Source organism: Aliirhizobium smilacinae, from assembly GCF_006335145.1.
Classification (GTDB): domain Bacteria; phylum Pseudomonadota; class Alphaproteobacteria; order Rhizobiales; family Rhizobiaceae; genus Neorhizobium; species Neorhizobium smilacinae.
On record NZ_VDMN01000002.1, the window covers coordinates 626,272 to 650,165 of the forward strand.

Below are 23,894 nucleotides of genomic sequence, written 5' to 3' on the forward strand. Positions count from 1 at the left end.
TGCCGCGGAGACTGTCGACCTGCCTTGCAGGTCAGGACTCGGACAAGCGGGTTTCCAAATGTTCAATTCGAAATTCATGCAGTCCTCACGGACGCAAGCGCTGATGCTTATCGGTCCGGCACTGGCGGTTTACGCGACCTTCGCGATCTGGCCGATGATCGAGGTCGTGTTCCTGAGCTTTCAGGAGTGGAACGGGCTTGCCCCGAACAGGGAATGGGTCGGGCTCGAAAACTATCGCTACATCCTGACCAATGACCCGGTGTTCTGGCTGGCATTGCGGAACACCATCACATGGACAATTCTCGCTGTCATCTTTCCGCCCAGCATCGGCCTGCTTCTGGCGCTTGGCCTCAATGAGCGACTTTTCGGCCGGGTGCCGATGCGTGCGATCTATTATCTGCCGGTCATCATCGCGCCGATCGCCGTCGCGACCATGTGGCGCTGGATGTACGATCCGTTTTTCGGTCTGTTCAATCAGGTACTGACCAGTCTTGGCCTGCAGTCCCTGATCAGCGACTGGCTGGGCGACCGCGAGATTGCTCTATATTCGATGTTCGTTGCCTATACCTGGCAATATGTCGGCTTTTCCATGGTGCTTTTCCTGGCAGGCCTTCAAAGCGTAGATCGGTCTCTAGTGGAAGCAGCGCGCATCGACGGCGCCAACCGGTGGCAGGTGTTCCGGCATGTGACGCTGCCGGCGTTGCGGGTGACGCTGGCGATCGTCCTCGTGCTTTCGACGATCTCCTCACTCAAGGCCTTCGACATCGTTTACGGCATGACCGGCGGTGGCCCGGCGCAATCGACGCAGATGCTGGCGCTTTGGGCCTTTATGCAGTCGATGCAGATCTTCGACTTCGGCAGGGGATCCGCGATCTCGGTCATCCTGCTTCTGGTCACGCTCACCATCGTCGTCCCCTATCTGCGCTGGTCGCAACGTGATGAAGGAGCAGCCGAATGACGACTGTGGCCCCCCGCATTCAGGAGGAAACCCTGCAGATCAAACCCCGTAGGGATCCTTTCCTCATCATCCTCTGGATCGTCCTCGTCACCTTTGCACTGGTCTGGATCGCGCCCGTCGTTCTGATCGCGTTCACGGCACTCAAGTCCAATGCCGAGATCATGGCCACCAGCGCCTTCACGCCGCCGGAGGCGATCGCCTGGAACAATTTCTCCGGTGCCTGGTCACGCGGCAATTTCGAGACGACGTTCAGGAACAGCGCCATCATCACCGTTATCAAGGTGCCGCTCGGCCTGATGTTCTCCGCCATGGCAGCTTATGCGCTGGCGAGGATCAGGTTGCGGTTCGGGAAACTGCTTCTGCTGTTCTTCCTTTTCGGCGCAATGATCCCGTTCCAGGTCATGCTGGCTCCGATCTTCACGCTGGTAAACGGCTTTGGCCTGATCGACACCTATCCCGGCGTGATCCTGCCCTATCTTGCATTCGGCGTGCCTTATCAGGTCTTCATCCTGCACGGCTTCTTCAAGGCAGTGCCGAAGGAATTGTCGGAGGCGGCGCTGATCGACGGCGCATCGCATGTCACCGTTTTCCGCCGGATATTCCTGCCGATCTCTCTGCCGGTTCTTGCCGCCTTGCTGATCCTCGATTTCGTTTCCACCTGGAACGAGTTCGCCATGGCGCTGGTGCTTCTGCAGGACCGCCACATGTGGACCTTGCCGCTCGGCCTGATGTCCTTCCAGGGGCAGTTCTCGACCGATTACGGCCAACTGAATGCTGCGATCGCAATGACCGTTTTTCCTGCAGTCCTCGTCTACATGATCTTCCAACGATACTTCGTTAGCGGACTGACATCGGGCGCCGTAAAGGGCTGAAAATCCTATCATATCTGGGAGTTGAAAATGACAGAAAAAACAAGCCGCTGGGATGTCTTCGAGTTTTCCGCCAATGGCCCGGCCGATGGCAACCCTTATCTCGACGTGACGTTCGGAGCGACGTTTTCGCTGGATAACCGCCAGGTGCCTGTTCCCGGCTTTTATGACGGCGACGGTGTCTACAAGGTACGTTTCTGCCCGGATACGGAGGGTGACTGGCGGTTTGTAACCACGTCCGGCGCCAAGGCACTTGCAGGCCTGGAAGGCCGGTTGACGGTTGGTCCGGCCCGGTCGGGCGTCCACGGCCCGGTGCGCGTTCGCAACCAGTTCCATTTCGCTCATGCCGACGGCAAGCCCTATCTGCCCTTCGGCACGACCTGCTACGCCTGGACCCATCAGACGGTCGAGCTTCAGGAGCAAACTTTAAAGACGCTTGCAGATGCGCCGTTCAACAAGATCCGCATGGGCGTATTCCCGAAGGACTACATCTACAACACCAACGAACCGCTTTACGACGTCTATGAAAAGCGTGCCGACGGCAGCCACGACATGGACAAGCCGAATTTCGAATGCTTCCGGCATTTCGAAACGCAGATCGGCCGCCTGATGGAAATGGGTATCGAGGCCGATATCATCCTCTTCCATCCCTATGACCGCTGGGGTTATTGCACGATGACGGAGGAGCAGGATTTCCGCTATCTCCGTTACATCGTTGCCCGTATCGCCGCTTACCGGAATGTCTGGTGGTCGCTTGCCAACGAATACGACTTCCTTCTGGACACCAAGCCGATGGAGCGCTGGGATCGCTTCTTCCACGTTATCGAGGAAGGCGATCCGCTTCGTCACCCGAAGTCGATCCACAATGGCGACGTCGACAAGAATTACGACCATCGAAAGCCCTGGGTGGATCATGTCTGCATTCAGAACTGGGACGTCAAGAAGACGCTGGATTGGCGCGCGGCCTACGGCAAGCCGGTCATCAACGACGAGCCTGAATATGAGGGCAATATTCCCAAGGAATGGGGCAATATCGATGGGCCGGAACTGATCCATCGCTACTGGCTGACCTTGTGCCGCGGCGGCTATATCGGCCATGGCGAAACATTCCTGGATGCCAATGACGAGCTCTGGTGGGCAAAGGGCGGCGTGCTTCACGGCGAAGCGCCAGCGCGGATCGCGTTTCTTCGCAAGATCTTCGAAGAGGATGCGGTCAACGGTCTGACCCCCATGCTGGAGCGGGGCACGACCTACAAACGCGTATCCGCAGTGCAGGACGGTGAAGTCCGTTACATCTATTTCGGCGAGCATCAGCCGGTGGAATGGGGGCTCGGCCTGCCCGAAAAAGATGGCGATTGGGAAATCGACCTCATCGATGTCTGGAACATGACGATCACGCCGATCGAAAAGGGGCCTTTGCCGAAGGTTCATCCGCAGCGCATTACCGGCGGGTCGCACATCACCAACCAGTTCGCTGCAGCATTCGGGCTGAGATTGCCGGGCAAGCCTAACCTTGCCGTGCGCATACGCCCCCGCAAGACGCACTAGAAAGGTATCATCATGGCGACGGTTCATGTCTCCGATCTGCGCAAGAGTTTCGGTGCGGTCGAGGTAGTCAAAGGTGTTTCAATCGATATCAGGGATGGAGAATTCCTGATCCTTGTCGGGCCGTCCGGTTGCGGCAAGTCTACCCTGCTCAGGATGATCGCCGGACTTGAGGACATATCCGCGGGGCGGATCGATATCGGAGGGCGTGTCGTCAACACGCTCTCGCCGAAAGAGCGCAACATCGCCATGGTGTTTCAGAACTATGCGCTCTATCCGCAGATGACGGTGGCCCAGAACATGGGCTTCTCGCTGGAAATCTCCGGCCTGAAGAAGGCCGAGATCGACAAGAAGGTGGCAGCGGCATCCGAAATTCTCGGCCTCAACCCTCTGCTTCAGCGCAAGCCGTCTCAATTGTCCGGCGGCCAGCGTCAGCGCGTCGCAATGGGGCGCGCCATCGTTCGGGATCCCGACGTCTTCCTGTTCGATGAGCCGCTCTCAAACCTCGACGCCAAGCTGCGCGTTCAGATGCGGGCGGAGATCAAGGCGCTGCATCAGCGGCTGGGATCCACGATCGTTTACGTTACCCATGACCAGGTCGAGGCCATGACCATGGCCGATCGAATTGTGGTTTTGCGCGGCGGTTGCGTCGAGCAGATCGGTACGCCACTCGAACTTTACGATCACCCCGAAAACATGTTCGTTGCAGGCTTCCTCGGGTCACCGTCGATGAACTTTCTACGTGGAAAGATCGAAGGCCAGTCGCTTCTCCTGCCGGATGGCGAACGCTTGTTACTTCCTTCCCTGCCGAAAACGGGTGGTGGCGGTGACATCGTGGTCGGCATCCGCCCGCAGGGTTTTGCCGTGGGGACCCAGGACGGCGCAAGGGCATCGATCAAGGTCGTCGAGCCAACGGGTGCGGACACGCATGTCCTGGCGGAAATCGACGGCACCGAAATCACCTGTGTCGTCAATGATCGGGTGGAGTTTGCGCCCGGTCAGGAAATCCGGCTATCCATCACATCGGCGAAGGTCCACTTCTTCGATCCGGTTAGCGAAGTGCGGCTCGATTAATCCAACGGGGTAAAAGCGCGATCTTCACCTGATTTTTTGAGCCTGCTCTGGCTCGCAGGATTGCGTCTGCGCGAAGATCGGATTCTGCGGCAGTGCCGCCTCCGCCCGTGCATCCAGCTGTCGTTGGTTGCGACCGCATGACACCGGTGGCTCTACCGCAGAATTCGGTTCTCGCGCATTCGCGCCAAATTCTGTCATGAAAGCGTTATGGGAGGACAGTAGAAACGGCGCCGATTGGTTCGCTCTTGCACGGCTGTGCAGCCACCAGTCAGCGCCGCCTTTAATCATATTTCGGTTGAATCGGCGGCTTCCAATTTTACTCGCGCCGACTGAATCGGAGACGAATATGAAACGCCGCACTTTTATGATGTCCACCGCGGGTGCTGCCGCCGGTCTCGCTTTTGCACCGCGTATGAGCTTTGCCGCTCAGGGCACGATCGACTGGTACACCAGCTCGGACACGAATATTCTGGATTTCTGGACGAACACCGTTAAGCCCGCCTTCGAAGCCGCCAATCCGGGCATCAAGCTCAACCTCGTTGATGCAGGCGACGGTGCCGGTGTCATCGCAATCGGCGAGCGCGCTATCGCCGCCAAGCAGACCAAAGCCGACCCGCAGGCCGACTATTTCGAATCCGCCGATGCCCTGCTGCCGGCCGGCGCCATCAAGGCGGGTGTCTACACCAACATCAAGCAAGCCGGCCTTGCCAACTATTCCAAGGTCAACCCGCTTGCGATCGAGAGCGAATACAGCCTGCCTTATCGCGGTAGCCAGGTGCTGCTCGCCTACGATACGACCAAGCTGAAGCCAGCCGATGCGCCGAAGACCTGGGAACAGCTTGTCACCTGGATCAAGGCCAATCCCGGCCAGTTCGTCTACAACCGTCCCGACAAGGGCGGTTCTGGTGGCAATTTCGTCCGCCGCGCCATCCATCAGGCCAACGGCCTCGACCCTAAGGCGTTCAAGGTCGACAACTATACCCAGGCATTCGGTGACGAAGCTCTCGGCAAGGCCTGGAAGCTGTTGGCTGACATCGCTCCGTCGCTTTATGACAAGGGCGCCTATTCTTCCGGCAATACCCAGTCGCTCCAACTGTTGAGCCAGGGCGTCGTCACGATGATTCCGGTCTGGTCGGATCAGGTGTTGCAGGCTATCGAGCAGGGCGTTCTGCCTGCTGAAACCGGTCTGGTTCAGTTGCAGGATCTGGCGCTGTGCGGCGGGTTCACGCGCTCCGTCGTCATCGAGAACGGCGCCAATCGCGAAGCCTCGCTTAAGCTGGCGGATTTCATGCTTTCCGAAGAAATGCAGAGCGCCATCCTTACCGAACTCGGCGGTTTCCCGGGCGTTTCCTGGGATCACGTCTCCGCCGATCTGCGCAAGCGCTTCGCGGATATCATTCCGCAGTCCATCCCGACCTTCCCGGGTGGCAAGTGGGAAGCGGCCATCAATGATGGCTGGTATCGCAACGTTGCTCCCAACGTCGATCGCAAGTCGTGAGTGAAGTGACCGAAGGAGCGGTTCGACCGCTCATCGATGGCGCAGCGCGCAGGAGGCCGATAGGCCTCCTGCTAGTCGCCATTCCCGTTCTGCTGATGATATGGCTGGTGATCTGGCCGGCCATGAACGCGATCGGCCGCACCATCTGGCGCACCGACGCCAATGGCCAGCTGAGTTTCGATCTCTCGAGCTACGTGTTCTTCTTTTCGGATCGCTACAGCCTCGACAACCTTGCCGTAACGCTCTGGACCACATTCGTCTGCGCCATTCTTCTGCTGGTGATCTGCCTGCCGATCGCACTCTATCTGCGCTTTTCGCACGGCCGCCTGTCAGCCTATGTGCAGGCGCTGGCCATTTTCCCTATGTTCGTGCCTTCCATCATCCTCGCCTTCGCCTTCATCCGCGTGCTTGGACCGAACGGTATGGTGGACATCCTGCTCAACGCGGTCGATCTGCCCAAGATAAGGACGCCTTATCTGACGCCCTGGGGGCCAGTCATCGGCCTCGTTTGGGACAATATTCCATTGACCGTTCTGATCCTGCTCGCAGGCCTCGGCAGCGTCGCCAACCAGTCCATCGAGGCTGCACGTGACGTGGGTGCCAATGCGCTCCAGGTGTTCTGGCATATCATCCTGCCGCGTATTTCCAACTCCGTTCTGGTGGCGCTTTCCTTCTCCGTGCTCGGGATTTTCTCGTCCTTCACGCTTCCCTATCTGCTGGGTCCTGCGTCGCCGGAAATGCTTGGGCCGTTCATGCAGCGCACCCTGCGTGAAGTGCAGAACCCCGTCGGTGCCATGACCCAGGCCGTTGTCGCCTTCGGTTTCTGCATCGTGTTCGGCCTCTTTTACGTGCGCTCCGTCGCGCGCAACCAGGGGAAGTGACATGACAACCCTCGCTCTCGTACGCCCGCGCACCGATTGGCTCGGCATTGTTTTCGCGGCTCTTCTCACGATTGCCATCGTCGGGCCGCTGCTCGTGGTAGGGACATGGGCCTTCACCGAGGTCTGGCGTTATCCGAATGTTATTCCCCAGCAGTTCGGCTTCCGTTTCTGGGGCCAGACCCTCGGGCGCCCCGATGTCTGGAATGCCTTGATGCTGAGCCTGCAGCTCACGACGGTCGTGACCCTGCTTTCGGCGGCGATCTGCCTCCCGGCTGCCTATGCCTTTGCGCGGATGAGCTTTCCGGGCCGCAACATCCTGTTTTTCTCGTTCCTTGCCGGCCATGCTTTCCCGAAATTCGGGCTTCTGGTCGCGATTGCGGCCATCTTCCTGCAGCTCGATCTCATCGGCACCTTCTGGGGCGTCGTGCTGATCCAGCTGGTGGGCACGCTGATGTTCATGATCTGGATTCCTGTCGCCGCTTTTCAGGCCGTCGATCGCCGTATGGAAGAGGCGGCCCGCGATGTCGGTGCCAGTCCCTTGCGGGTGTTCTGGTCGATCACCTTGCCGCAGGCGGGTCCGACCATTGCCGCGGCCGTCCTTTTGAGCTTCGTCGGCACCTTTTATGAAACCGAAGGCGCATGGCTCATCGGCGCGCCGGGCATCCGCACCATGCCGGTGCTGATGATCAGCTACATCAACAACCAGATGGTCATCCAGTTTGGCGCCGTTCTTTCGGTCGTACTCTGGGTGCCTTCGTTCATTGCCCTCATGTTCGCCCGCCGTGTCATCGGTGGCGGGGCCTTCGCCCGCGGTTTCGGCGGCTAGGAATCTCATGTCAGTTCTTCATATCGTTGAGGTCACAAAGACCTTCCCAGGCGGCACCAATGCCGTCGACAGTTTTTCGCTCGACGTTGCCGATGGCGAACTCGTCTGCCTTCTCGGCCCTTCCGGTTCAGGCAAGTCCACGCTCCTGCGCATGGTCGGAGGTTTTGAACAGCCGACCGGCGGACGCATCACGATCGACGGCGAAGACGTCACCCACCTGCCGCCGGAGCGTCGCCCCACCGGCATGGTGTTCCAGAGCCATGCGCTCTGGACCCATATGAACGTCTTCAAGAACCTCGCCTTCGGCCTCAAACTGCGCCATATGCCCGCCAACCTGATCAAGGAAAAGGTCGAAGCCGTGCTCGAGCTGGTCGGTCTCGCCGGTTACGGCGATCGCATGACCACCCAGCTCTCAGGCGGCCAGCAGCAGCGTGTAGCGCTGGCGCGATCGCTGGTTCTGGAGCCCAAGATCCTGCTCCTCGACGAGCCTTTCGCCAGCCTCGACCAGCATCTGAGAGAGCGGCTGCGCGAAGAAGTGCGAGACATCCAGCAACGCCTCAAGATCACCACGTTGTTTGTCACCCACGGCCAGGACGAGGCGCTTTCCATGGCCGATCGCATTGTCGTCATGGCCAACGGCAAGACCGAGCAGATCGATCGGCCCGATGTCGTCTATCGCAATCCCCAGACACCCTTCGTGGCGGGCTTCATCGGTACGATGAACCTGATCGAGGGTGAGGTTCAAGGCGGACATTTCGTCCGCGCGGATTTTACGGTGCCACTTCCCATTGCCGATGGTCCGGCCACGCTGGCTATCCGTCCTGAATCTCTCGATCTTGCCGCCTCGGACAAGCCCGGCGCATCGGTGCACCGGGTCACGGATTACGGGACACATGGTCTCGTCGATCTGGACCTTGCCGATGGTACAAGATTGAAATCCATGGTGGCGCACCCGGATCTTTTCCGCGCAGGGCAGGGGATCGAACTTCTGCCGCGCGCCGTCGCCGCCTATCGCAACAACCAGCAGATTTACCGGAGTTCACCATGACCGCTCCAATCCATATCGAGCGCAATGGCCACCGCACCTGGATCAAATGGCATCGCGGCCGCCGCCGCCTGTCCGATCCGGTCTTTACCGGAGAGCGCATCATCGACGCCATGCGCCTTGGCGCCAGTGTCGAAGTCGATCTCGTCATTCATGCCGATGATGGCTGTGCGGTGTTGCACGACCTGGACCTCGATCGGGAGACCACGGGCAGTGGCAAAGTGCGCGATACCGGTGCGGACACTCTGCGACAGCTTCATCTTCGCGACGATGAAGGGCGGCCCATTGCTGAAAAGGTGATGCTGCTCGAAGATCTTTGTGCGCTCCTCGCCCGCGAAGGCGTCCATCCAGATGCGCTACTCCAACTCGATTTCAAGGAGGACCTGCAGGCGCTCACCCCGCAGGTCGTCGCCAATTTCGGCAAAAGTGTTGCCCCGATTGCCGGATCGCTGATCCTGTCAGGCGGTGATTTCGATGCCATCGCCATGCTGGCCAAGGCGGTTCCCGGTATCGCGACAGGCTATGACCCCTGTTACGGTGAAAGCCTGGCCCGGTTGCGGGCGACGGGAGATTATCGCGGGTTCATCGAGCAGGCCCTTGTCACCGCACCGGACGCCCGGATGATCTATCTCGCCTACGACATCATCCTCGCCGCAGAGGATGCCGGAGTCGATATCGTCGCCCCGGTCCACGCTGCCGGTCGTCGCGTCGATGCCTGGACGATCAATCGCATCACCCCTCAAACCATCGCACAGATCGAGCGCCTTTTGAGGCTCAAGGTCGACCAGATCACCACAGATGACCCGGAAGGGTTAGCCAAGGCCATTCGTCAATGACAGTCAATTACAGCACCATTCTCGACCACATGGTCGCAACCGCTCGTGAGGCCGGCGCATTGACGCTCGACCATTTCAAGCGCTTCCGCGATATCGAAATCGGCATCAAGGGGCCGGGTGATTTCGTCTCCGATGCCGACAAGGAATCCGAGACGCTGATCCGAAACCGCCTGTTGAGCCAGTATCCCTGGGGCCTCACCGGCGAGGAGTTCGCGCCGGTGGATGGGGTGGATGACGGTCATCGCTGGCTGGTCGATCCCATCGACGGCACGACCAATTTCATCTATGGCCAGCATTACACGATCACGATTTCACTGCGTCGCGGCAATGAAACGATGTGCGGGCTGGTCTACAATCCCGTTTCCGACGAGATGTTCACCGCCATCAAGGGCGAAGGCGCCTATCTCAACGGCACGCGTCTGCAGGTCAGCGCCAGCACGGACGTCGCGCTGATGTGCGTCGGCACCGGCCTGCCCACTCCCAACCTTTCGCTGCATCCGGGTGCCTATCAGCGCCTCGATGAAATCCGCGCGCCGATCGGTGCGGTTCGTATCGTCGGAAGTGCGGCCAATTCCTGCGCCTATGTCGCCTGCGGCAGGCTTACCGGCTATTACGAGGAGACCGGTTTCGTCGATACGGCAGCCGGTATTCTTCTCGTCCAGGAAGCCGGCGGTATCGTCACGGACTGGTGGGGACGCGGCCCGGAAGTCTATGAAAAAACCGGCACGCTGATCGTCGCCAATCCGGCAACCCATGCCTATTTGCTGGAGCACTTGCGTGTGGCTCCGCTCAAGGACGCCGCTTAAGCTTTTTCATCCATGCCTGACCCTGCGGGGCGGGCATGGATCTGTCGGATCGGCTGGTTATCTTGCCGTGCCGGGAAGCCTGTACTGTCTGCGGCATTCACTACCAAGTGTATGGCTATACAACCCAATTTTCCGACAAGCTATTGCTTGTCGGTGAGAGATGCTTATCTCGGGAGTATGGAGACAATCTCGATGATACAGGTGAAGTGATGGCTTGGACCGCAGCCGTCGCGATCCTGTTGGTGGGGTTGCTGTTCATCTTCAATCGACGTTTTGCCTATCCCGCACTGGCGCTGGTTGCGATCGTCGGCATCGTCGTGGCCGTCGCAACAGTACTGCAACCATCTGCGCGCCAGAACACGAAGGAAGCCGTCGCGGCAAAAGCCTCTTTGGATCCGCGAGCATGCCCGGACGTTTCGAAGCCCATCGCCATCGAATTCGTCAACGGCAACAATACGGCAATTCAGAGAGTATCCTTCAGTCTCATCGGACGCGTAAAGGAACATTCTTCGATTGCCTATCGCGGCTTTCTGAGGGACGACAAGATCATTGCGCCAGGAGAGGCTTCGGTGACTTGCCAAGGGCTGCTTCCGCTCGGCTTTGCTCCCCCCCGACCTTCAACGATCAAACCTGAAGACTACGATTGGTCTGTCGATGTCTCGCTTCTCGATTTTGCGACCCGATAGGCTCTCCGGACAGAAATCCGGAGAGGACCAGGCTCGGGTTCAATCGCCGAAGATAGGAACCGGAAAGCCTTCACTGCGGAAAAGCTGCTCGAGTTCGCCGATATCGGGGCATTTCGGCGGGTTCTGCAACAATTCCGTGCTTGGATCGGCCTTCGCAAGGGCGACGACTGCAGTTGCTAGCAGTGTCGTACCGACCGCGATCTCACCGCGAAGCTGAGGGACGAGCGTTTTGGCGTGGATGAGGTTGCTATTGGCAATGGCGCTGATCGCCTGACCGCTCCGTCGGAAGACCGGCGACAGATCAAAGATGGCGCTGGTATCCGTCTGACCACGCCAGATGGCGCTGCCTTCGCCTTGTTCTGCGAGATCGGCGTTGAAATCGGCCCGCGGGATGGCAAAGCCACCCTCGCTCGTCTGTAACGGGCGCGGTGTGGTGATGCGGTGGAGGCGGATATGCCAGGGATTGGCCGGCACAAGCCAGGTCTCGACGGTGACGTCATCCCAAGGTTTCCAGCGGGAATAGAGCTTGTCGCCGGCAATCAAGGCCTCTTCCAGCGTCTCACGCATACGAAAATGCACGCCATCATCGGAAAGACCCAGCATGCCGTCGAAGCTTGCAGCGGCAAAATGGCGGTCGTTAAGCTCTATGTTGAAAGCGTAACGCGTCGAATAGACGAATTTCGAGTATTTCTCGTTGGCGCCGAGCATCTTGTCATGCTGCTGGCCGGAGGAGAGAATGACGACATTACCCGGCGTGTGCATCGCCACCATGCCGGCTTCCTTCAGCGGCACCGGATCAGCGAAACTCGGAGCGGGACTTTCCTCGGCCGCCCAGAACGGGTGGTCGGCCGGAAGTGCCAAGGGCAGGAAGAATTTCAGCGCCCAATAGGGGGAGCCAGCCGAATTATAGCTCTCGCTCATCATCAGGTTCGGATAACCGTAACCGATGGATAGCACGCCGTCGCGCTCGGCAATCGGCAGATCCGACCACCAGCGGATGTGGCGCATGTAATAACCCTTGATCTCGCTCCACGGCAAAGCCTCGACACCCGCAAAGGCCAATGCGCCCCATATGCCGCCGCAGGCGAAACGATAGGTCTGGCTGCGGCCGAAGGCCAGCGCTGCGCCATCGGGTCCGAACCAGTGACGGATATCCGTGGCAAACACATTGGCGCGCTCGCGATAGGCGGAGGCGCGTTTGGTGTCGTCCTTGGCAATGACGGAATAGATCAGTGCATAGAAATGCAGTGCGAAGGGTACGTAATGGTCGGCGCGCTTCACCGGCCCGTCCCGATACCAGCCTTCGCCGAGCCGAAACGCCTCGACCTCGTCGAGATATTGCTCGGTCAGCGCGCGGTCGAAATCGATACCGGCGCGGGTGAGGCCGAGATCGATCAGGACGCGGAAAAACTTCCAGTTATTATCGACGAATTCCTTGTCTCGTGCCGAAATCAGGTAGGCGGCGATGGTGGCTTTCTGGGCTTCGCTCAAAGGGTCCCAGATGAATTGCGGCACCATGGCAATGGCAAAGCCGATAGCCGCCAGTTCCACCTGCCGCTGATCGGTGCGGGACACATCGCCCCAATATTCGGGATGCGACGGATCGGTGCCGTTGGCAAGACCGCGGCGATAAAGCTCCCAATGCGGAAAATCGTAGCCACCGGCTGCGAGCGGCACGATGCCCCAGAGCGGCCGGGCAAAACCTTCGAGATCTGCGGCGGCACGATCGAAATGGGCGCCGGTAGCGCTGAGACGCACACGCGCGCCACCCTCTGAAAAATAGGGGAGGAGCGGCTTGAACAGATCCATCACCGCTTTCGCGATATCGTCGCGCGTCTTGAGAGGATTGCCATGGAGGGGATTGGCGCGGGCAGGATCGTAGATCATCGTTCTTCCGTTCATACTGGCAAAAGAAAACCCCGCGGTGACCAGGGTCACCGCGGGGGCAGGGCTGTTACTTGATGGCTTTCACGCCGTCGGTCATTTCCTTCAGACCGTCGTCGATCGAGATATTGTCGGTCATCAGCGAGTCATGCGCGCGGTTGAGGATGACCTCGATACGTGCGGCATTCGGCGTCACCGCCATTTCCAGATAGGACTTGCCGGGTTCGAGTGCTGCCTTGCTGGTCTCGTCCTGCGGGAAGCCGGGCAGCGAAGCGATCTTTGCCGTCACTTCCGGCGTACGAACGGTCGGGATCGTGCCGGTCGAGGCGATGATCGAGGCACCTTCCGCGCCGGTGACGAACTTGATGAAGTCGAGCACCGCTTCCTTCTGGGTGGAATTGCTGTTGACCGACAGGCCGGAAATCTGAGCGGCCGTCGTGCCGGCGACAACGCCTTCCGGATGCGGGAATTTTGCAATGCCCCAGTTCTTGCTCTTCGATTCACCCGAAGCCACCTTGGCGATCTGGGTGCCGACAAACCATGTGCCCATCGGCAGCATGCCGACAGTGCCGTTGAAGAACGGACCCGAATAATGGGTGTTGGACGTCTTCAGCGTTGCATAGGAAGGCACGACGCCACCCTTCTGCAGAGCCAGCGCACGCTCGTACCACGGTTTCAGGAAGGCGTAGTCAGGGCCGGCCAGCGTGTTCTTGCCATCCTGAATGCCGGGAAGCTGCACGGTGGAGCGCCAGGTGTGAAGCAGTGCGCCATAGGTCTTGTTGACGCCCATGCCGCCGGCAAGCTTCTTCGCCGTCTCGTCGAACTGCGCCCAGGTCATGTCATTGGTCGGGTAAGCTACGCCGGCTTTGTCGAAGATGTCCTTGTTGTAGTAGACGACCCAGAAATCCGAGCGGAACGGCAGTGAATAGAGCTTGCCGTCGACCGTCATTTCCTCGGCCAGACCGCCGAAGGATGCGGGATCGATCTTCGCCTCTTTCATGAAGGCCGACAGGTCCATGATCGAGCCGGCGCGGATGAGGTTCGTGTAGTTCGGCACGTCCTTCACGGTGACGATGTCGATATCCTTGGAGCCGCCCGCAAGCTGGGTGGCGATCATCTGCTGGTAATCCGTCGAGCCGAGATCGATATGCTCGAACTTCACGTTAGGATTTTTGGCCTGATAGCCTTCGATCAGCGGCTTGTAATACTGAACCTTGTCCCAGTCCCACAGTGCCCAACGCAGCGTGACCGGCGCGCCGGACTGAGCCATGGCGACTGTTGCCGTCGATGCTGCCAAAGCAAGGCCCGCCAATGCGAGCTTCATGCCTCTCCCGAATTTTTCCAAAACCATCCTGTTTCTCCTTCCCTGGATTATGTCTGGATCAGATATGTTTTGCGTCAGCCGTCCCTGTTTCGAGGGCGGGCGGTACCGCAACAGGCAGGGCAAGCACCATCATGGCGGCTCGGTGAGCGGCGAAAACGATGGCGAACATGCCAAGAGAAAAATTGAGCGTGGCCGGCATGAAAACCGACACCGGATAAAATGCGATATGGGCAAGCCACAGGCCCGCCACGAAAAGAAGTGCCGCAATCACCGGCAGTGGCCTGATGATCGAAGCCATAGCCGAAAGCCGCAGCAGGTTTGCGGTCGACAGGTCGCGCATCACCATCAGCACCAGCAGATGGCAGGCCATCACGCAGAGAAAGCCGGTCACAACGAGCGCGATCGCCAGCGGGGCCGCCATCGCCAGATTGTCACGTGTTGCCGATGCATAGGTGCCGATAGCATAGACCCCGAGGCCGATTGCACCTGCAAAAAACAGCCCCCACAGCGTCGCGCGCCAGAAATAACGACGCATCGCGTCCAGAAAGTCCTGCAGCAGATAGGTGTTGCGATCCTCGACAAGCGCGACGCAAACAAAGGCCGAAGCGGCGAGCGCTGCGGGCAGGGGAATGATAAAAAGAGCGGCCAGAATGAACAGGATGTTCAGTTTGACCATTTCCCACCATTCGCGCGCGAAAATCTGGCCGAACAAGGCAAGGCCGGTCTTTTTCGGCGCATTCTTGGGAATGCCCGGCCCTTCCTTCGTCCACATGTTCCGCAGCCACTGCATGGCCTTCCTCCAGATGCGGCCTCCTCAGTAGAGGATGGACCGTTCCGTTTCCTTGTCGAACAACTGCATGTTGGTCGTATCGACGACCAGCTTCGCCGTTTCGCCCGTTCTCGCCTTGAAGCGCGGCGAGACACGAACAGTCATAGCCTTTTCCCCGGCGGTGATATTGAGATGGATCTCCGAACCCATCGGTTCTGCAAGATCGACCACGGCTTCGAACGGCGCGATGTTTTCAGGATTGATGTCGCCCGGCGCCAGTTCATGGAAGTTTTCAGGACGAATACCAACGATAACGTCCTTGCCTTCGTATGGCGCGATACGGGCCTTGTCGAAGCCGGCCGGGATCGGCAGTACACGTCCGTCGAAGATCGCGACATAGCCTTCGCCGCGCTTTTCGATCTTCGAAGGCAGCATGTTCATCTGCGGTGCGCCGATAAAGCCAGCGACGAACATATTGATCGGCCGGTCATAGAGGTTCTGCGGCGTGTCGACCTGCTGGATATGACCGTCGGCCATCACGACGATCCGGTCGGCCATGGTCATGGCTTCGATCTGGTCATGGGTAACGTAGATGAAGGTCGAGTTCAGCCGCTTGTGCAGCTTGGTGATCTCGGCGCGCATCGTGCCGCGCAGCTTGGCGTCGAGGTTGGACAGCGGCTCGTCGAGCAGAAAGACTTCCGGGTTGCGCACCATGGCGCGGCCCAGCGCCACGCGCTGCCGCTGGCCACCGGAAAGCGCCTTGGGCTTGCGGTTCAGGAGATGCGTGATGTCGAGGATCTTGGCGGCTTCCTGCACCTTCCGGTCGATGACTTCGCGCGAGGCTTTACGCAGCTGCAGGCCGAATGCCATGTTCTTGTAGACGGTCATATGCGGGTAAAGCGCATAGTTCTGGAACACCATGGCGATGTCGCGGTCTTTCGAGGGCACGTCGTTGACGAGGTCGCCGCCGATGATCAGTTCGCCGCCGGAGATTTCCTCGAGGCCGGCGATCATGCGCAGGGTGGTCGATTTTCCGCAGCCGGACGGGCCAACCAGAATGATGAATTCCTTGTCGGCGATCTCCAGATCGATGTCATGGACAACGGTCAGTGCACCGTAGGACTTGTTCAATTTCTTGAGTGAAATGCTGGCCATCGGTTTGTTCTCTCACCAGTAGGAAGACCACGAACGCGACAGGCGCGTCAGGGCCTCCATGTAATAATAGTCACCCCATGACACGCACTCGTCGACGCCTTCGCCGCGGCAGGTGTTGTAGGGGGATTTCTTGGAATAGGTGCCGTGCAGGACCAGCCCGTTGGAAACGGCCGGGTCTTTAACCGCGTAGTGATCGGAAAGGCTCTTCACCATCCGACGGGCGAGATCGCGGTAACGGTCTGCGTCTTCGCCGCCCACCAGATCCGCCATCTCCAGAAGCCCGCAGGCGACGATGGAGGCCGCCGATGTATCACGCGGCTCGCCGTCGCCATCGGAAAACACCATGTCCCAGTAGGGCACCATGTCGGCCGGCAGCTTGTTCAGGTAGAAAGCCAGCAGCCGGTCGAACGTGTCGCGATATTCGTCGATGCGCTCGTAACGATAGGAAAACGCCATGCCGGCTACGCCCCAGGCCTGACCGCGAGCCCAGAAACTGTCGTCGCTATAGCCCTGCTTGGTGGCGCCACGCACCGGCGCGCCGGTTACCGGGTCCATGTAAAACGTGTGATAGGTGGAATCATCCGGCCGCACGGAATTGGCCAGCGTCGTGCGGGCGTGGATCAGTGCGATGTCGCGGTATTTCGGATCGCCGGTCTGTTCCGTCGCCCAGTAGAGCAGCGGCAGGTTCAGCAGGCAGTCGATGATGTAGCGGTATTCCTCGGCCACGCCCTTGCGGCCCCAGGCCTGAATGAACTGACCGATCGGCTGATAACGCTCGATCAGCTGGTCGGCGGCAAGAAGCGCTGCCTTGCGACCATCCTCGTCGCCCACCAGTTTCCAGGCGGCAATGCAGGAAGGGGAATAGAGAAACCCCATGTCGTGATGGTCGGTCTCGATGCGGTTTTCGATCCGGTGGAGAAAACTCTGTACCTGGATCTGGGCCGCATACTGAAACACCTTGTCGCCGCTATGCTCGAAGGCTAGCCAGATCTCGCCCGGCCAGAAGCCGGCCGTCCACTGATCGTTGGCGACGGGCGGATAGAAGTTGTTCACGCTTGAATGATTCTGCGCGGCGTAGGTGAATTCCGGCAGGTTATGGCGGATCTGCGCGACGGCAACATCGAGGGCCGCTTTCACCTCTGCGTCTGTGATCGGCTGCGGGGCGATGGGGGAAACGGCGTTCATGAACTTAACCCTTGATGCCGGAGGATGCGACGCCTTCGACGAAGAAGCGCTGCAGCGACAGGAAGACGATCAGGACCGGGATCAGCGCCACGACCGATGCCGCCATGATCAGCCCGTATTCGGCGGAATACTGGCTGATGAACATGCGCAGGCCGATCTGAATGGTCTTCAGCTCGGTCTTGGTCAGGTAGATCATCGGACCGAGAAAGTCGTTCCAGGTGGTGACGAAGGTGAAGATCGTCAGCGTCGAGAGTGCCGGCTTCGACAGCGGCAGCATGATCTTTGCCCAGATCTGGTATTCGTTCATGCCGTCGATACGGGCGGCTTCGCAAAGCTCGGTCGGGATCGACATGTAGAACTGCCGCATCAGGAACACGCCGAAAGCGGTGAAGGCCTGCAGGCAGATCAGCGCCAGATGGGTGTTATTGAGGCCGAATTCGCGCATCAGCAGGAACTGCGGCACCATATAGACCTGCCAGGGCATCGCGATGGTGGCGATGTAGCCGAGGAACAGTGCGTTCTTGTAGGGAAATTCCAGCTTGGCAAAGGCGTAGGCCGCAAAGCTGGAGGTGAACAGCTGCATCAGCGTGACGATGATCGTCAGCTTGGATGTGTTGTAGATGAACAGCGCCAGTGGAATCTTGGTCCAGATATCGACGTAGTTCTGCCACTGCGGTTTGGATGGGATCCATTCGATCGGGAAAACGAAGACTTCGCTGCTGAGTTTCAGCGAGGCCGACAGCATCCAGGCGAACGGCAGCAGCATCACGATGGTGATGAGGATGACCGTCGCATAGATGGCGAACAGTTTTCCGGTGAGTTTCTGGCCGGCAATCCGCATGGCTCAGTCCTCCTTCTGGCGGCGGAACTGGATGACGGTGACACCCAGCACGAGGAAGAACAGGACGAGCGCGATCATGCTGGAGTAACCGAGATCCCAGGAAATGAAGGCCTCGTTGTAGATGTGATAAACGAGGACGAGGGTTGAGGTGCCGGGTCCGCCCTGGGTGATCATGTAAATCTGGTCGAACACCTTGAAGGACTGGATGGTCAGCATCACGGTGACGAAGAAGGTCGTCGGGCCGAGCTGCGGCACTGTCACGTAGAGAAACTTCTGCCAGGCATTGGCGCCATCCAGATCGGCGGCCTCATAGAGCTCGGAATTTATGCCCTGCAGGCCGGCCAGATAGATGACCATGAAATAACCCATGCTCTTCCACACGCCGAACAGGATGACGGTGACCATCGCCCAATGGCGGTCGGCAGCCCAGCCCGGCATGTTCTGCGGGTCGAGGCCGAGCGTGTAGAGGATCATGTTCACCGGCCCCATTTCGGGGTTGAAGATCATGTTCCAGACGACGGCGACGGCGACCAGCGATGCGACGTAAGGGAAAAACATCGCTGTACGGAAGAAATCGCGGCCAAGGATCTTCTGGTTGAGCAGAATGGCAAGGCCAAGCGCGCAGGCGAGCGTTACCGGAACCGAGACGACCGTATAGACGATCGTGTTCCAAAAGGCATCCTTGAATGCCTTGTCCTCGAAAAGACGCCAGAAATTGTCGAGGCCGGCAAAAGTGATGGCATTGCTGCCGTCCCAGTGCATGAAGGCCAGCACGAAGGCGAACAGGATCGGGCCGAGCGTAAAGACGGCAAAGCCCAGAAAGTTCGGCGCAATGAAGGAATAGGCCACAAGCGCGTCCTGCACCCGACGGCGACGTCTGGAAACCACCTTGCGTCGTCTTGCCGGAACCGGCGTGTCGCTCGCGGCAACGGTAGAATTGGCCATAAGAAATCCTCCGAAGAAATCGCCACAGACATGTGCTGCAAAACACTTGTCCGCGGATGCACGTCAGCCAGACCGATCTGCTTCCCGTGCCTCCTCCCACGATCGACATATCATATCCATGACATTGGTCAAACAACTTCTAAATGGATCATATGAATTCTGTAGAAAAGCCAAAATACATATGATAGGCGGGTTCTCAGGCAGTTTTCATGGCAGGAGGAAGCGATGTTTCGCGAAGCTGCAGCGCGCATACCCTCGGTTTTCTCAGGGTTTCTTCCCGGTGCTCCGTTTGGTGATCGAGACGCCTGGCAGGCCGTATCCGATGATCTGAAGGCGCATGTGGTGGGAGATGCCGAGGCGGCATCTTGCCGCAGCTGGTCGGTGATCAAAGCGCAGGACTATCGGCAGTTTTCGATCACCGGCAACAGAGCGGATTTCGAAGCGGCGTATTTCTCCCGCCGCCGGATGCTGAACGATCTCGTGCTGGGTGAACTGGTCGAAGGCAAGGGGCGTTTTCTGCCATCGATTGTCGACGGCGTCATGCTGATCTGCGAGGAAAGCGGATGGCAGCTTCCGGCGCACAATTCCTATGAGCGTGGTGGCGTACGGCATCCTCTGCCCGATGTAGAGCGGCCGGTGATCGATCTGTTTGCGGCCGAGACCGGCGCGCTGCTGGCCACTGTGGCTGCCCTTCTTGGCGGGCCGCTGGACGAGATCAGCCCCACCGTTCGGCGCCGGATCGAGCATGAGGTGCGGGTCCGAATTCTAGATCCCTATCTGGGCACCCATTTCTGGTGGATGGGCAACGGGTCGGAGCGGGTGAACAACTGGACGGCATGGATCACACAGAACGTTCTTCTCGCCACTTTCAGCCTCGATAGCGACCATGATCTGCGGCGCAATGTCGTGGAGAAGGCACTCGGCAGCCTCGATTGTTTCATCAAGGATTACGCCGAGGACGGCGCCTGCGAAGAGGGCGTGGTTTATTACCGGCATGCGGCCCTTTGCATGTTCGGTGCCATGCGCATTCTTGATCATGTGGCACCCGGTTCGATGGCGCCTCTGTGGGGCGCGCCAAAAATCCGCAACATGGCGGAATACATTCTCCACATGCATGTGGACGGCCGTTATTATTTCAATTTCGCCGATTCTGCCGCCGTCATCGATCCCTGCAGCGTTCGCGAATATCTTTTCGGCAAGGCCGTCGGATCCGATGCGCTGGCGGCTTTCGCAGCAAGGGATCGTGCGACCAGCACGACACCACATCTGCCGGACGAGTGGAACCTCTGGTACCGCGTTCAGGAGCTGTTGATTGACGTCCAGCCGCCTCAGGCATCGAAGGTGCAGCCCGCAAGGGATGCGTCCTATCCGGGCATCGGACTGTTCGTCGCCCGTGACGATTGTTTTGCGCTGGCCGTGAAGGCCGGCAGCAACGGCGAAAGCCACAATCACAACGATGTCGGCAGCGTCACGCTCTATAAGGACGGCAAGCCGTTTCTGATCGATGTCGGTGTCGAGACCTATACGGCCAAGACCTTTTCGCCCCGGCGTTACGAAATCTGGACGATGCAGTCGGCCTTTCACAATCTGCCGACGTTTGATGACGTCATGCAGTCGGACGGCGCAGCTTTTGCTGCGCGCGATGTGCGGGCGGATTTTTCATCGGAAGCAGCCGAAATCTCATTCGATATCGCGGCGGCCTATCCGCAAGAGGCAAGGTTGCGAGCCTATCGCCGCACCGTATCGCTGCGCCGCGGGCATGGCGTGGAGATCATCGATGACCATGACGGCGACCTGCCAGCGGTCCTCTCGCTGATGACCCGCGACGAGCCGATTGTACACGGCGGATCGGTCCATGTCGGCGAACTGGGTCGCATCGAGATCGAAGGGGGCGGCAATATCGAGATCGATACGATCGAGATCGACGATGCGCGGCTGAAGATTTCATGGCCCTCGAAAATTTATCGGCTGCGTATTCCTCTTCTCAGGAAGCGGCTGAAATTGCAGATCGTCTGAGGAGGACGGAATGGAACTTATACTGAAAGTAATTGATGGCAGCGGTTTCGTCCGCGCTGAAGCGACCGGCACGGATGAGACATTTCTGATTTTCTCAGGCGCTTACGAAGACGGTGATCAGGTGGTCGTCGAAGCGTCGTCGCCGGGACATATCGTCCTTGCGCTGGACGATGCGATAACCCCGACGCTCGTATATCTGACAGGCAAAAGCTACGAGCTTGCCGTTCCTTTCGAAATCCGGCGTCCGCCCTATTCGCCGCGTGCTTTCGCCGGTGATCTGCATCGTCTGCATGTTCGAAAGGCGCGGCCGGAGGAGGTGGTTCAACGTCGCAACCTCGCCCTCAATCCTTGGGACGATAAAAGCAATTCGACTTTATTCCCGCATGCCGTGGCAAATGTTCAGACCCGCGGGGAAACCCAGTTTGCTGCCCGCAATGCGATCGATGGCGAAAAGGCCAATGATAACCATGGCTCCTGGCCGTATACCAGCTGGGGCATCAATATGGACCCGGCGGCGGAACTGGTTGTGGAGTTCGGCCGGCCGGTCAAGGTCGATGAGATCGTTTTCTATCTGCGTGCCGATTTCCCGCATGATGCCTGGTGGGAAAATGCCAGCATCACGCTGTCGAGCGGTCAGGTGCACAGCTTTCCTTTGGTGAAAACCGGTGCTGCACAGGGATTCCGGATCGAGGAGCAGACGGTCGAGTGGGTCAAGCTGCACAGTCTGGTGAAGGCAGAGGATCCCTCGCCCTTTCCGGCACTGACGCAGATTGAAGTCTGGGGCCGCGACTTGGACTGAATGCAGCGTCAAGTCCAAATGCCCCGCGCAGGTTCAGCCGGGGATGGAGCGCGAGTTGCGAAGCAGTTCGCGATAGCGGGCCTGGCTTCCTCTCAGGTGGTCGCGCATGGCGTTGCGGGCCGCCTCTTCATCGCGGTCGGAGATCGCCATGACGATCGTTTCATGTTCCTGGTGGATCAGGCGGCGATAGGCGGTCTGTTCGGCAAAGTCTGGATCCGGCATGGGCCTGGATTGGGGGATGACGGCGCTGCCGTGAAATTCCAGATGCTGCCGGAACAGCGGGTTGTTGGTCGCCTCGGCAATCGCGAAGTGGAGCGCCAGATCGGCCATCCGGATCGACTCATTCTGCTCGATACAGCGCAGAACCTGCCGATGGCACTCAAAAATCACCTCTTCCTGCGCCGGCGATCGACGTGCTGCGGCGAGGCCCGCCGCTTCAATCTCCAGCGGAGCGCGAACCTCGAGCACCTCGAGATCTGACGATACGCGTGCCTTGTCGACGGTGCGGTTCGCGGTCAGCTGAAAAGTCGGGCTGAGCACGAAAATGCCGGCACCCTGCCTCACCTCCACGAGCCCGTCGGATTTGAGGGCGGCGACCGCCTCGCGAATGACCGTGCGGCTTACCTGGTGGGTTTCCGTCAGCTCCACTTCGCTCGGCAGTTTCTGTCCGGGCGAATACTGGCCGCTGGTTATCGCGTGCCGGAGGCTTGCCCCCACTTTTGAAACCAGTGATCCTGGCCCCTTGGGTCGAACCTTGGTCTGGACCGTCACAGCTATTCCTCGCGATGCTGCAGATAAGGCGAAACGATTTCCGGCATATCCGCGTGTTCGCTAAATAGGTATGACAAATTTCAATTATTATCAATCACGGAAACGCGAGCAAGAGAGGTTTTGCGTCCAATTGACGCTTTTTCCGGTACGAAAACGAAGACTGGACTGGGGTATTTGTCTGCTGTATTCCTGAATTTCGAGCATTTTCATCAAGTCATAATATGAGCTGCGCGAAAGCATTTTCGGGAGGATGCAGGCACTATGCCCACGAATGACATATTCGATCGACGCCGTTGCGAACTCGGGGAAGGCGCTTTCTGGCATCCGCAACGTCAGCAATTCTTCTGGTTCGATATCGTCAGCAACGTGCTTCTGAGCCAGGAAGGTGGCAAGCCACTCACTTGGGCATTCGAGGAAAACGTGTCGGCTGCGGGCTGGCTTTCTGCAGATGACTTGTTGATTGCGGGAGAAACCGGCCTGCAGAGCCTGAATCTGGTGTCGGGAAAACGCGAGCCTGTGGCCGCTTTTCCGCATAATCTGATCCTTCGCTCCAATGATGGCCGAGCAGATCCCTACGGTGGTTTCTGGATCGGCACCATGGGCAAGCGTTCGGAACGGGAGGCCGGTGCGATATGGCGCTACTGGCGCGGCGAGTTTCGCATGATTTACGAAGGGATCAGCATCCCGAATGCCATCTGCTTCGATGCGGAGCGATCGCTTGCCTATTTCTCCGATACGCGGCTGAAGAAGATCTGGCATGTGCGGCTGGATGACGACGGATGGCCGTCGGGTGAACCGGAACTGTTTGTTGATCTCACGGGTGCGCCCCATTCCCCCGACGGCGCCGTGATCGATGCGCAGGGCAATCTGTGGAACGCCCAGTGGGGTGGACGCCGCGTCGCCTGTTACGCGCCCGATGGACAGGAAATCGCAGCCGAATATTTCGAGGCGACGCGCATCTCGTGCCCGGCTTTCGGGGGCGCTGACATGCAGAGCCTTTTTGCAACCACCGCCTGCCAGGGCACGAGTGCCGAGGCACGCGAAGCCGAACCGCTTGCCGGCATGACGTTTGAGCGCAAGACGGCGTTCCGCGGCGTGAGCGAGCCGCAAGTCATTCTGGGCTGACCATCGTCATTGGCTTCGCGGACCCGTCTCGGCGTTAGAGGCATGAACAGGACAAG

22 protein-coding genes are annotated in these 23,894 nt (G+C 59.0%); 14 read left to right on the plus strand and 8 right to left on the minus strand.

From position 1 onward, the window contains the following. Positions 1-58: 58 nt before the first annotated feature. The 11 genes from FHP24_RS13640 (at position 59) to FHP24_RS13690 (ending at position 11,024) form a co-directional block, all read left to right on the plus strand. The gene (locus FHP24_RS13640; protein ID WP_139676726.1) at positions 59-958 is read left to right on the plus strand and encodes a carbohydrate ABC transporter permease; all 900 of its coding nucleotides are present in this window, start codon (positions 59-61) and stop codon (positions 956-958) included. Further along, a complete protein-coding gene (locus tag FHP24_RS13645) occupies positions 955-1,830 on the plus strand; it encodes a carbohydrate ABC transporter permease (RefSeq protein WP_139676727.1) in 876 nt (291 codons plus the stop codon). The genes FHP24_RS13640 and FHP24_RS13645 overlap by 4 nt, the downstream gene beginning before the upstream one ends. A 27-nt stretch (positions 1,831-1,857) precedes the next feature. Further along, a complete protein-coding gene (locus FHP24_RS13650) occupies positions 1,858-3,375 on the plus strand; it encodes a DUF5060 domain-containing protein (RefSeq protein ID WP_139676728.1) in 1,518 nt (505 codons plus the stop codon). A 12-nt stretch (positions 3,376-3,387) separates the two neighbouring features. Continuing rightward, positions 3,388-4,446 (plus strand): ABC transporter ATP-binding protein, encoded by a 1,059-nt coding sequence (locus tag FHP24_RS13655; protein WP_139676729.1) that lies wholly within the window; start codon positions 3,388-3,390, stop codon positions 4,444-4,446. A 346-nt stretch (positions 4,447-4,792) separates the two neighbouring features. Beyond that, positions 4,793-5,944: an extracellular solute-binding protein gene (locus tag FHP24_RS13660; RefSeq protein WP_139676730.1), complete on the plus strand. Its 1,152-nt coding sequence runs from the start codon at positions 4,793-4,795 to the stop codon at positions 5,942-5,944. Continuing rightward, a complete protein-coding gene (locus tag FHP24_RS13665; RefSeq protein ID WP_139676731.1) occupies positions 5,941-6,825 on the plus strand; it encodes an ABC transporter permease in 885 nt (294 codons plus the stop codon). The genes FHP24_RS13660 and FHP24_RS13665 overlap by 4 nt, the downstream gene beginning before the upstream one ends. 1 nt (position 6,826) lies before the next feature. Then, the gene (locus tag FHP24_RS13670) at positions 6,827-7,651 is read left to right on the plus strand and encodes an ABC transporter permease (RefSeq protein ID WP_139676732.1); all 825 of its coding nucleotides are present in this window, start codon (positions 6,827-6,829) and stop codon (positions 7,649-7,651) included. A 7-nt stretch (positions 7,652-7,658) separates the two neighbouring features. After that, positions 7,659-8,699 carry an ABC transporter ATP-binding protein gene (locus FHP24_RS13675; protein WP_139676733.1) on the plus strand — a complete coding sequence of 347 codons (1,041 nt, stop codon included), beginning with the start codon at positions 7,659-7,661 and terminating at the stop codon, positions 8,697-8,699. Beyond that, complete coding sequence (locus tag FHP24_RS13680; RefSeq protein ID WP_139676734.1) at positions 8,696-9,532, plus strand: glycerophosphodiester phosphodiesterase; 837 nt, start codon at positions 8,696-8,698, stop codon at positions 9,530-9,532. Before FHP24_RS13675 ends, FHP24_RS13680 begins: the two co-directional genes overlap by 4 nt. Next, entirely contained in the window at positions 9,529-10,338 is an 810-nt protein-coding gene (locus tag FHP24_RS13685) for an inositol monophosphatase family protein (RefSeq protein WP_139676735.1), read from the plus strand. Before FHP24_RS13680 ends, FHP24_RS13685 begins: the two co-directional genes overlap by 4 nt. Before the next feature lie 35 nt (positions 10,339-10,373). After that, positions 10,374-11,024, plus strand: coding sequence for a hypothetical protein (locus FHP24_RS13690; RefSeq protein WP_139676736.1), 651 nt, complete (start codon positions 10,374-10,376; stop codon positions 11,022-11,024). 39 nt (positions 11,025-11,063) lie between these two features. On the opposite strand, the gene FHP24_RS13695 is transcribed toward FHP24_RS13690, so the two are convergent. From FHP24_RS13695 to FHP24_RS13725, 7 genes are all read right to left on the minus strand, one after another. Beyond that, entirely contained in the window at positions 11,064-12,911 is a 1,848-nt protein-coding gene (locus FHP24_RS13695; RefSeq protein ID WP_139676737.1) for a DUF2264 domain-containing protein, read from the minus strand. A gap of 67 nt (positions 12,912-12,978) precedes the next feature. Continuing rightward, the gene (locus FHP24_RS13700; protein WP_139676738.1) at positions 12,979-14,259 is read right to left on the minus strand and encodes an ABC transporter substrate-binding protein; all 1,281 of its coding nucleotides are present in this window, start codon (positions 14,257-14,259) and stop codon (positions 12,979-12,981) included. 31 nt (positions 14,260-14,290) lie between these two features. Next, the gene (locus FHP24_RS13705; RefSeq protein WP_139676739.1) at positions 14,291-15,022 is read right to left on the minus strand and encodes a DUF624 domain-containing protein; all 732 of its coding nucleotides are present in this window, start codon (positions 15,020-15,022) and stop codon (positions 14,291-14,293) included. Between the two features lie 24 nt (positions 15,023-15,046). Continuing rightward, positions 15,047-16,156 (minus strand): ABC transporter ATP-binding protein, encoded by a 1,110-nt coding sequence (locus tag FHP24_RS13710; RefSeq protein WP_139676740.1) that lies wholly within the window; start codon positions 16,154-16,156, stop codon positions 15,047-15,049. Between the two features lie 12 nt (positions 16,157-16,168). Next, entirely contained in the window at positions 16,169-17,341 is a 1,173-nt protein-coding gene (locus FHP24_RS13715) for a glycoside hydrolase family 88 protein (RefSeq protein WP_139676741.1), read from the minus strand. Positions 17,342-17,345: 4 nt separating this feature from the next. Further along, entirely contained in the window at positions 17,346-18,182 is an 837-nt protein-coding gene (locus tag FHP24_RS13720; protein WP_139676742.1) for a carbohydrate ABC transporter permease, read from the minus strand. A 3-nt stretch (positions 18,183-18,185) separates the two neighbouring features. Beyond that, entirely contained in the window at positions 18,186-19,127 is a 942-nt protein-coding gene (locus FHP24_RS13725; protein ID WP_139676743.1) for a carbohydrate ABC transporter permease, read from the minus strand. Positions 19,128-19,352: 225 nt separating this feature from the next. On the opposite strand from FHP24_RS13725, the gene FHP24_RS13730 reads away from it, so the two are divergent. Further along, positions 19,353-21,143, plus strand: coding sequence for a heparinase II/III domain-containing protein (locus FHP24_RS13730; RefSeq protein ID WP_139676744.1), 1,791 nt, complete (start codon positions 19,353-19,355; stop codon positions 21,141-21,143). Positions 21,144-21,153: 10 nt separating this feature from the next. After that, the gene (locus FHP24_RS13735) at positions 21,154-21,942 is read left to right on the plus strand and encodes a carbohydrate-binding protein (protein ID WP_139676745.1); all 789 of its coding nucleotides are present in this window, start codon (positions 21,154-21,156) and stop codon (positions 21,940-21,942) included. A gap of 33 nt (positions 21,943-21,975) precedes the next feature. Here the strand turns inward: FHP24_RS13735 and FHP24_RS13740 are convergent, their stop codons facing one another. Beyond that, the gene (locus tag FHP24_RS13740) at positions 21,976-22,713 is read right to left on the minus strand and encodes a FadR/GntR family transcriptional regulator (protein ID WP_139676746.1); all 738 of its coding nucleotides are present in this window, start codon (positions 22,711-22,713) and stop codon (positions 21,976-21,978) included. 261 nt (positions 22,714-22,974) lie between these two features. Here FHP24_RS13740 and FHP24_RS13745 point away from each other — a divergent pair, with 261 nt between their 5' ends. After that, positions 22,975-23,838, plus strand: a complete 864-nt coding sequence (locus FHP24_RS13745) for an SMP-30/gluconolactonase/LRE family protein (protein WP_139676747.1) — start codon at positions 22,975-22,977, stop codon at positions 23,836-23,838. Positions 23,839-23,894 lie beyond the last annotated feature (56 nt).

Coding starts and splice junctions, on each gene's coding strand:
- FHP24_RS13640 (WP_139676726.1), top strand. CDS start 59: ATGTTCAATTCGAAATTCATGCAGTCCTCACGGACGCAAGCGCTGATG.
- FHP24_RS13645 (WP_139676727.1), top strand. CDS start 955: ATGACGACTGTGGCCCCCCGCATTCAGGAGGAAACCCTGCAGATCAAA.
- FHP24_RS13650 (WP_139676728.1), top strand. CDS start 1,858: ATGACAGAAAAAACAAGCCGCTGGGATGTCTTCGAGTTTTCCGCCAAT.
- FHP24_RS13655 (WP_139676729.1), top strand. CDS start 3,388: ATGGCGACGGTTCATGTCTCCGATCTGCGCAAGAGTTTCGGTGCGGTC.
- FHP24_RS13660 (WP_139676730.1), top strand. CDS start 4,793: ATGAAACGCCGCACTTTTATGATGTCCACCGCGGGTGCTGCCGCCGGT.
- FHP24_RS13670 (WP_139676732.1), top strand. CDS start 6,827: ATGACAACCCTCGCTCTCGTACGCCCGCGCACCGATTGGCTCGGCATT.
- FHP24_RS13675 (WP_139676733.1), top strand. CDS start 7,659: ATGTCAGTTCTTCATATCGTTGAGGTCACAAAGACCTTCCCAGGCGGC.
- FHP24_RS13680 (WP_139676734.1), top strand. CDS start 8,696: ATGACCGCTCCAATCCATATCGAGCGCAATGGCCACCGCACCTGGATC.
- FHP24_RS13685 (WP_139676735.1), top strand. CDS start 9,529: ATGACAGTCAATTACAGCACCATTCTCGACCACATGGTCGCAACCGCT.
- FHP24_RS13690 (WP_139676736.1), top strand. CDS start 10,374: ATGGATCTGTCGGATCGGCTGGTTATCTTGCCGTGCCGGGAAGCCTGT.
- FHP24_RS13695 (WP_139676737.1), bottom strand. CDS start 12,911: ATGATCTACGATCCTGCCCGCGCCAATCCCCTCCATGGCAATCCTCTC.
- FHP24_RS13700 (WP_139676738.1), bottom strand. CDS start 14,259: ATGGTTTTGGAAAAATTCGGGAGAGGCATGAAGCTCGCATTGGCGGGC.
- FHP24_RS13705 (WP_139676739.1), bottom strand. CDS start 15,022: ATGCAGTGGCTGCGGAACATGTGGACGAAGGAAGGGCCGGGCATTCCC.
- FHP24_RS13710 (WP_139676740.1), bottom strand. CDS start 16,156: ATGGCCAGCATTTCACTCAAGAAATTGAACAAGTCCTACGGTGCACTG.
- FHP24_RS13715 (WP_139676741.1), bottom strand. CDS start 17,341: ATGAACGCCGTTTCCCCCATCGCCCCGCAGCCGATCACAGACGCAGAG.
- FHP24_RS13720 (WP_139676742.1), bottom strand. CDS start 18,182: ATGCGGATTGCCGGCCAGAAACTCACCGGAAAACTGTTCGCCATCTAT.
- FHP24_RS13725 (WP_139676743.1), bottom strand. CDS start 19,127: ATGGCCAATTCTACCGTTGCCGCGAGCGACACGCCGGTTCCGGCAAGA.
- FHP24_RS13730 (WP_139676744.1), top strand. CDS start 19,353: ATGTTTCGCGAAGCTGCAGCGCGCATACCCTCGGTTTTCTCAGGGTTT.
- FHP24_RS13735 (WP_139676745.1), top strand. CDS start 21,154: ATGGAACTTATACTGAAAGTAATTGATGGCAGCGGTTTCGTCCGCGCT.
- FHP24_RS13745 (WP_139676747.1), top strand. CDS start 22,975: ATGCCCACGAATGACATATTCGATCGACGCCGTTGCGAACTCGGGGAA.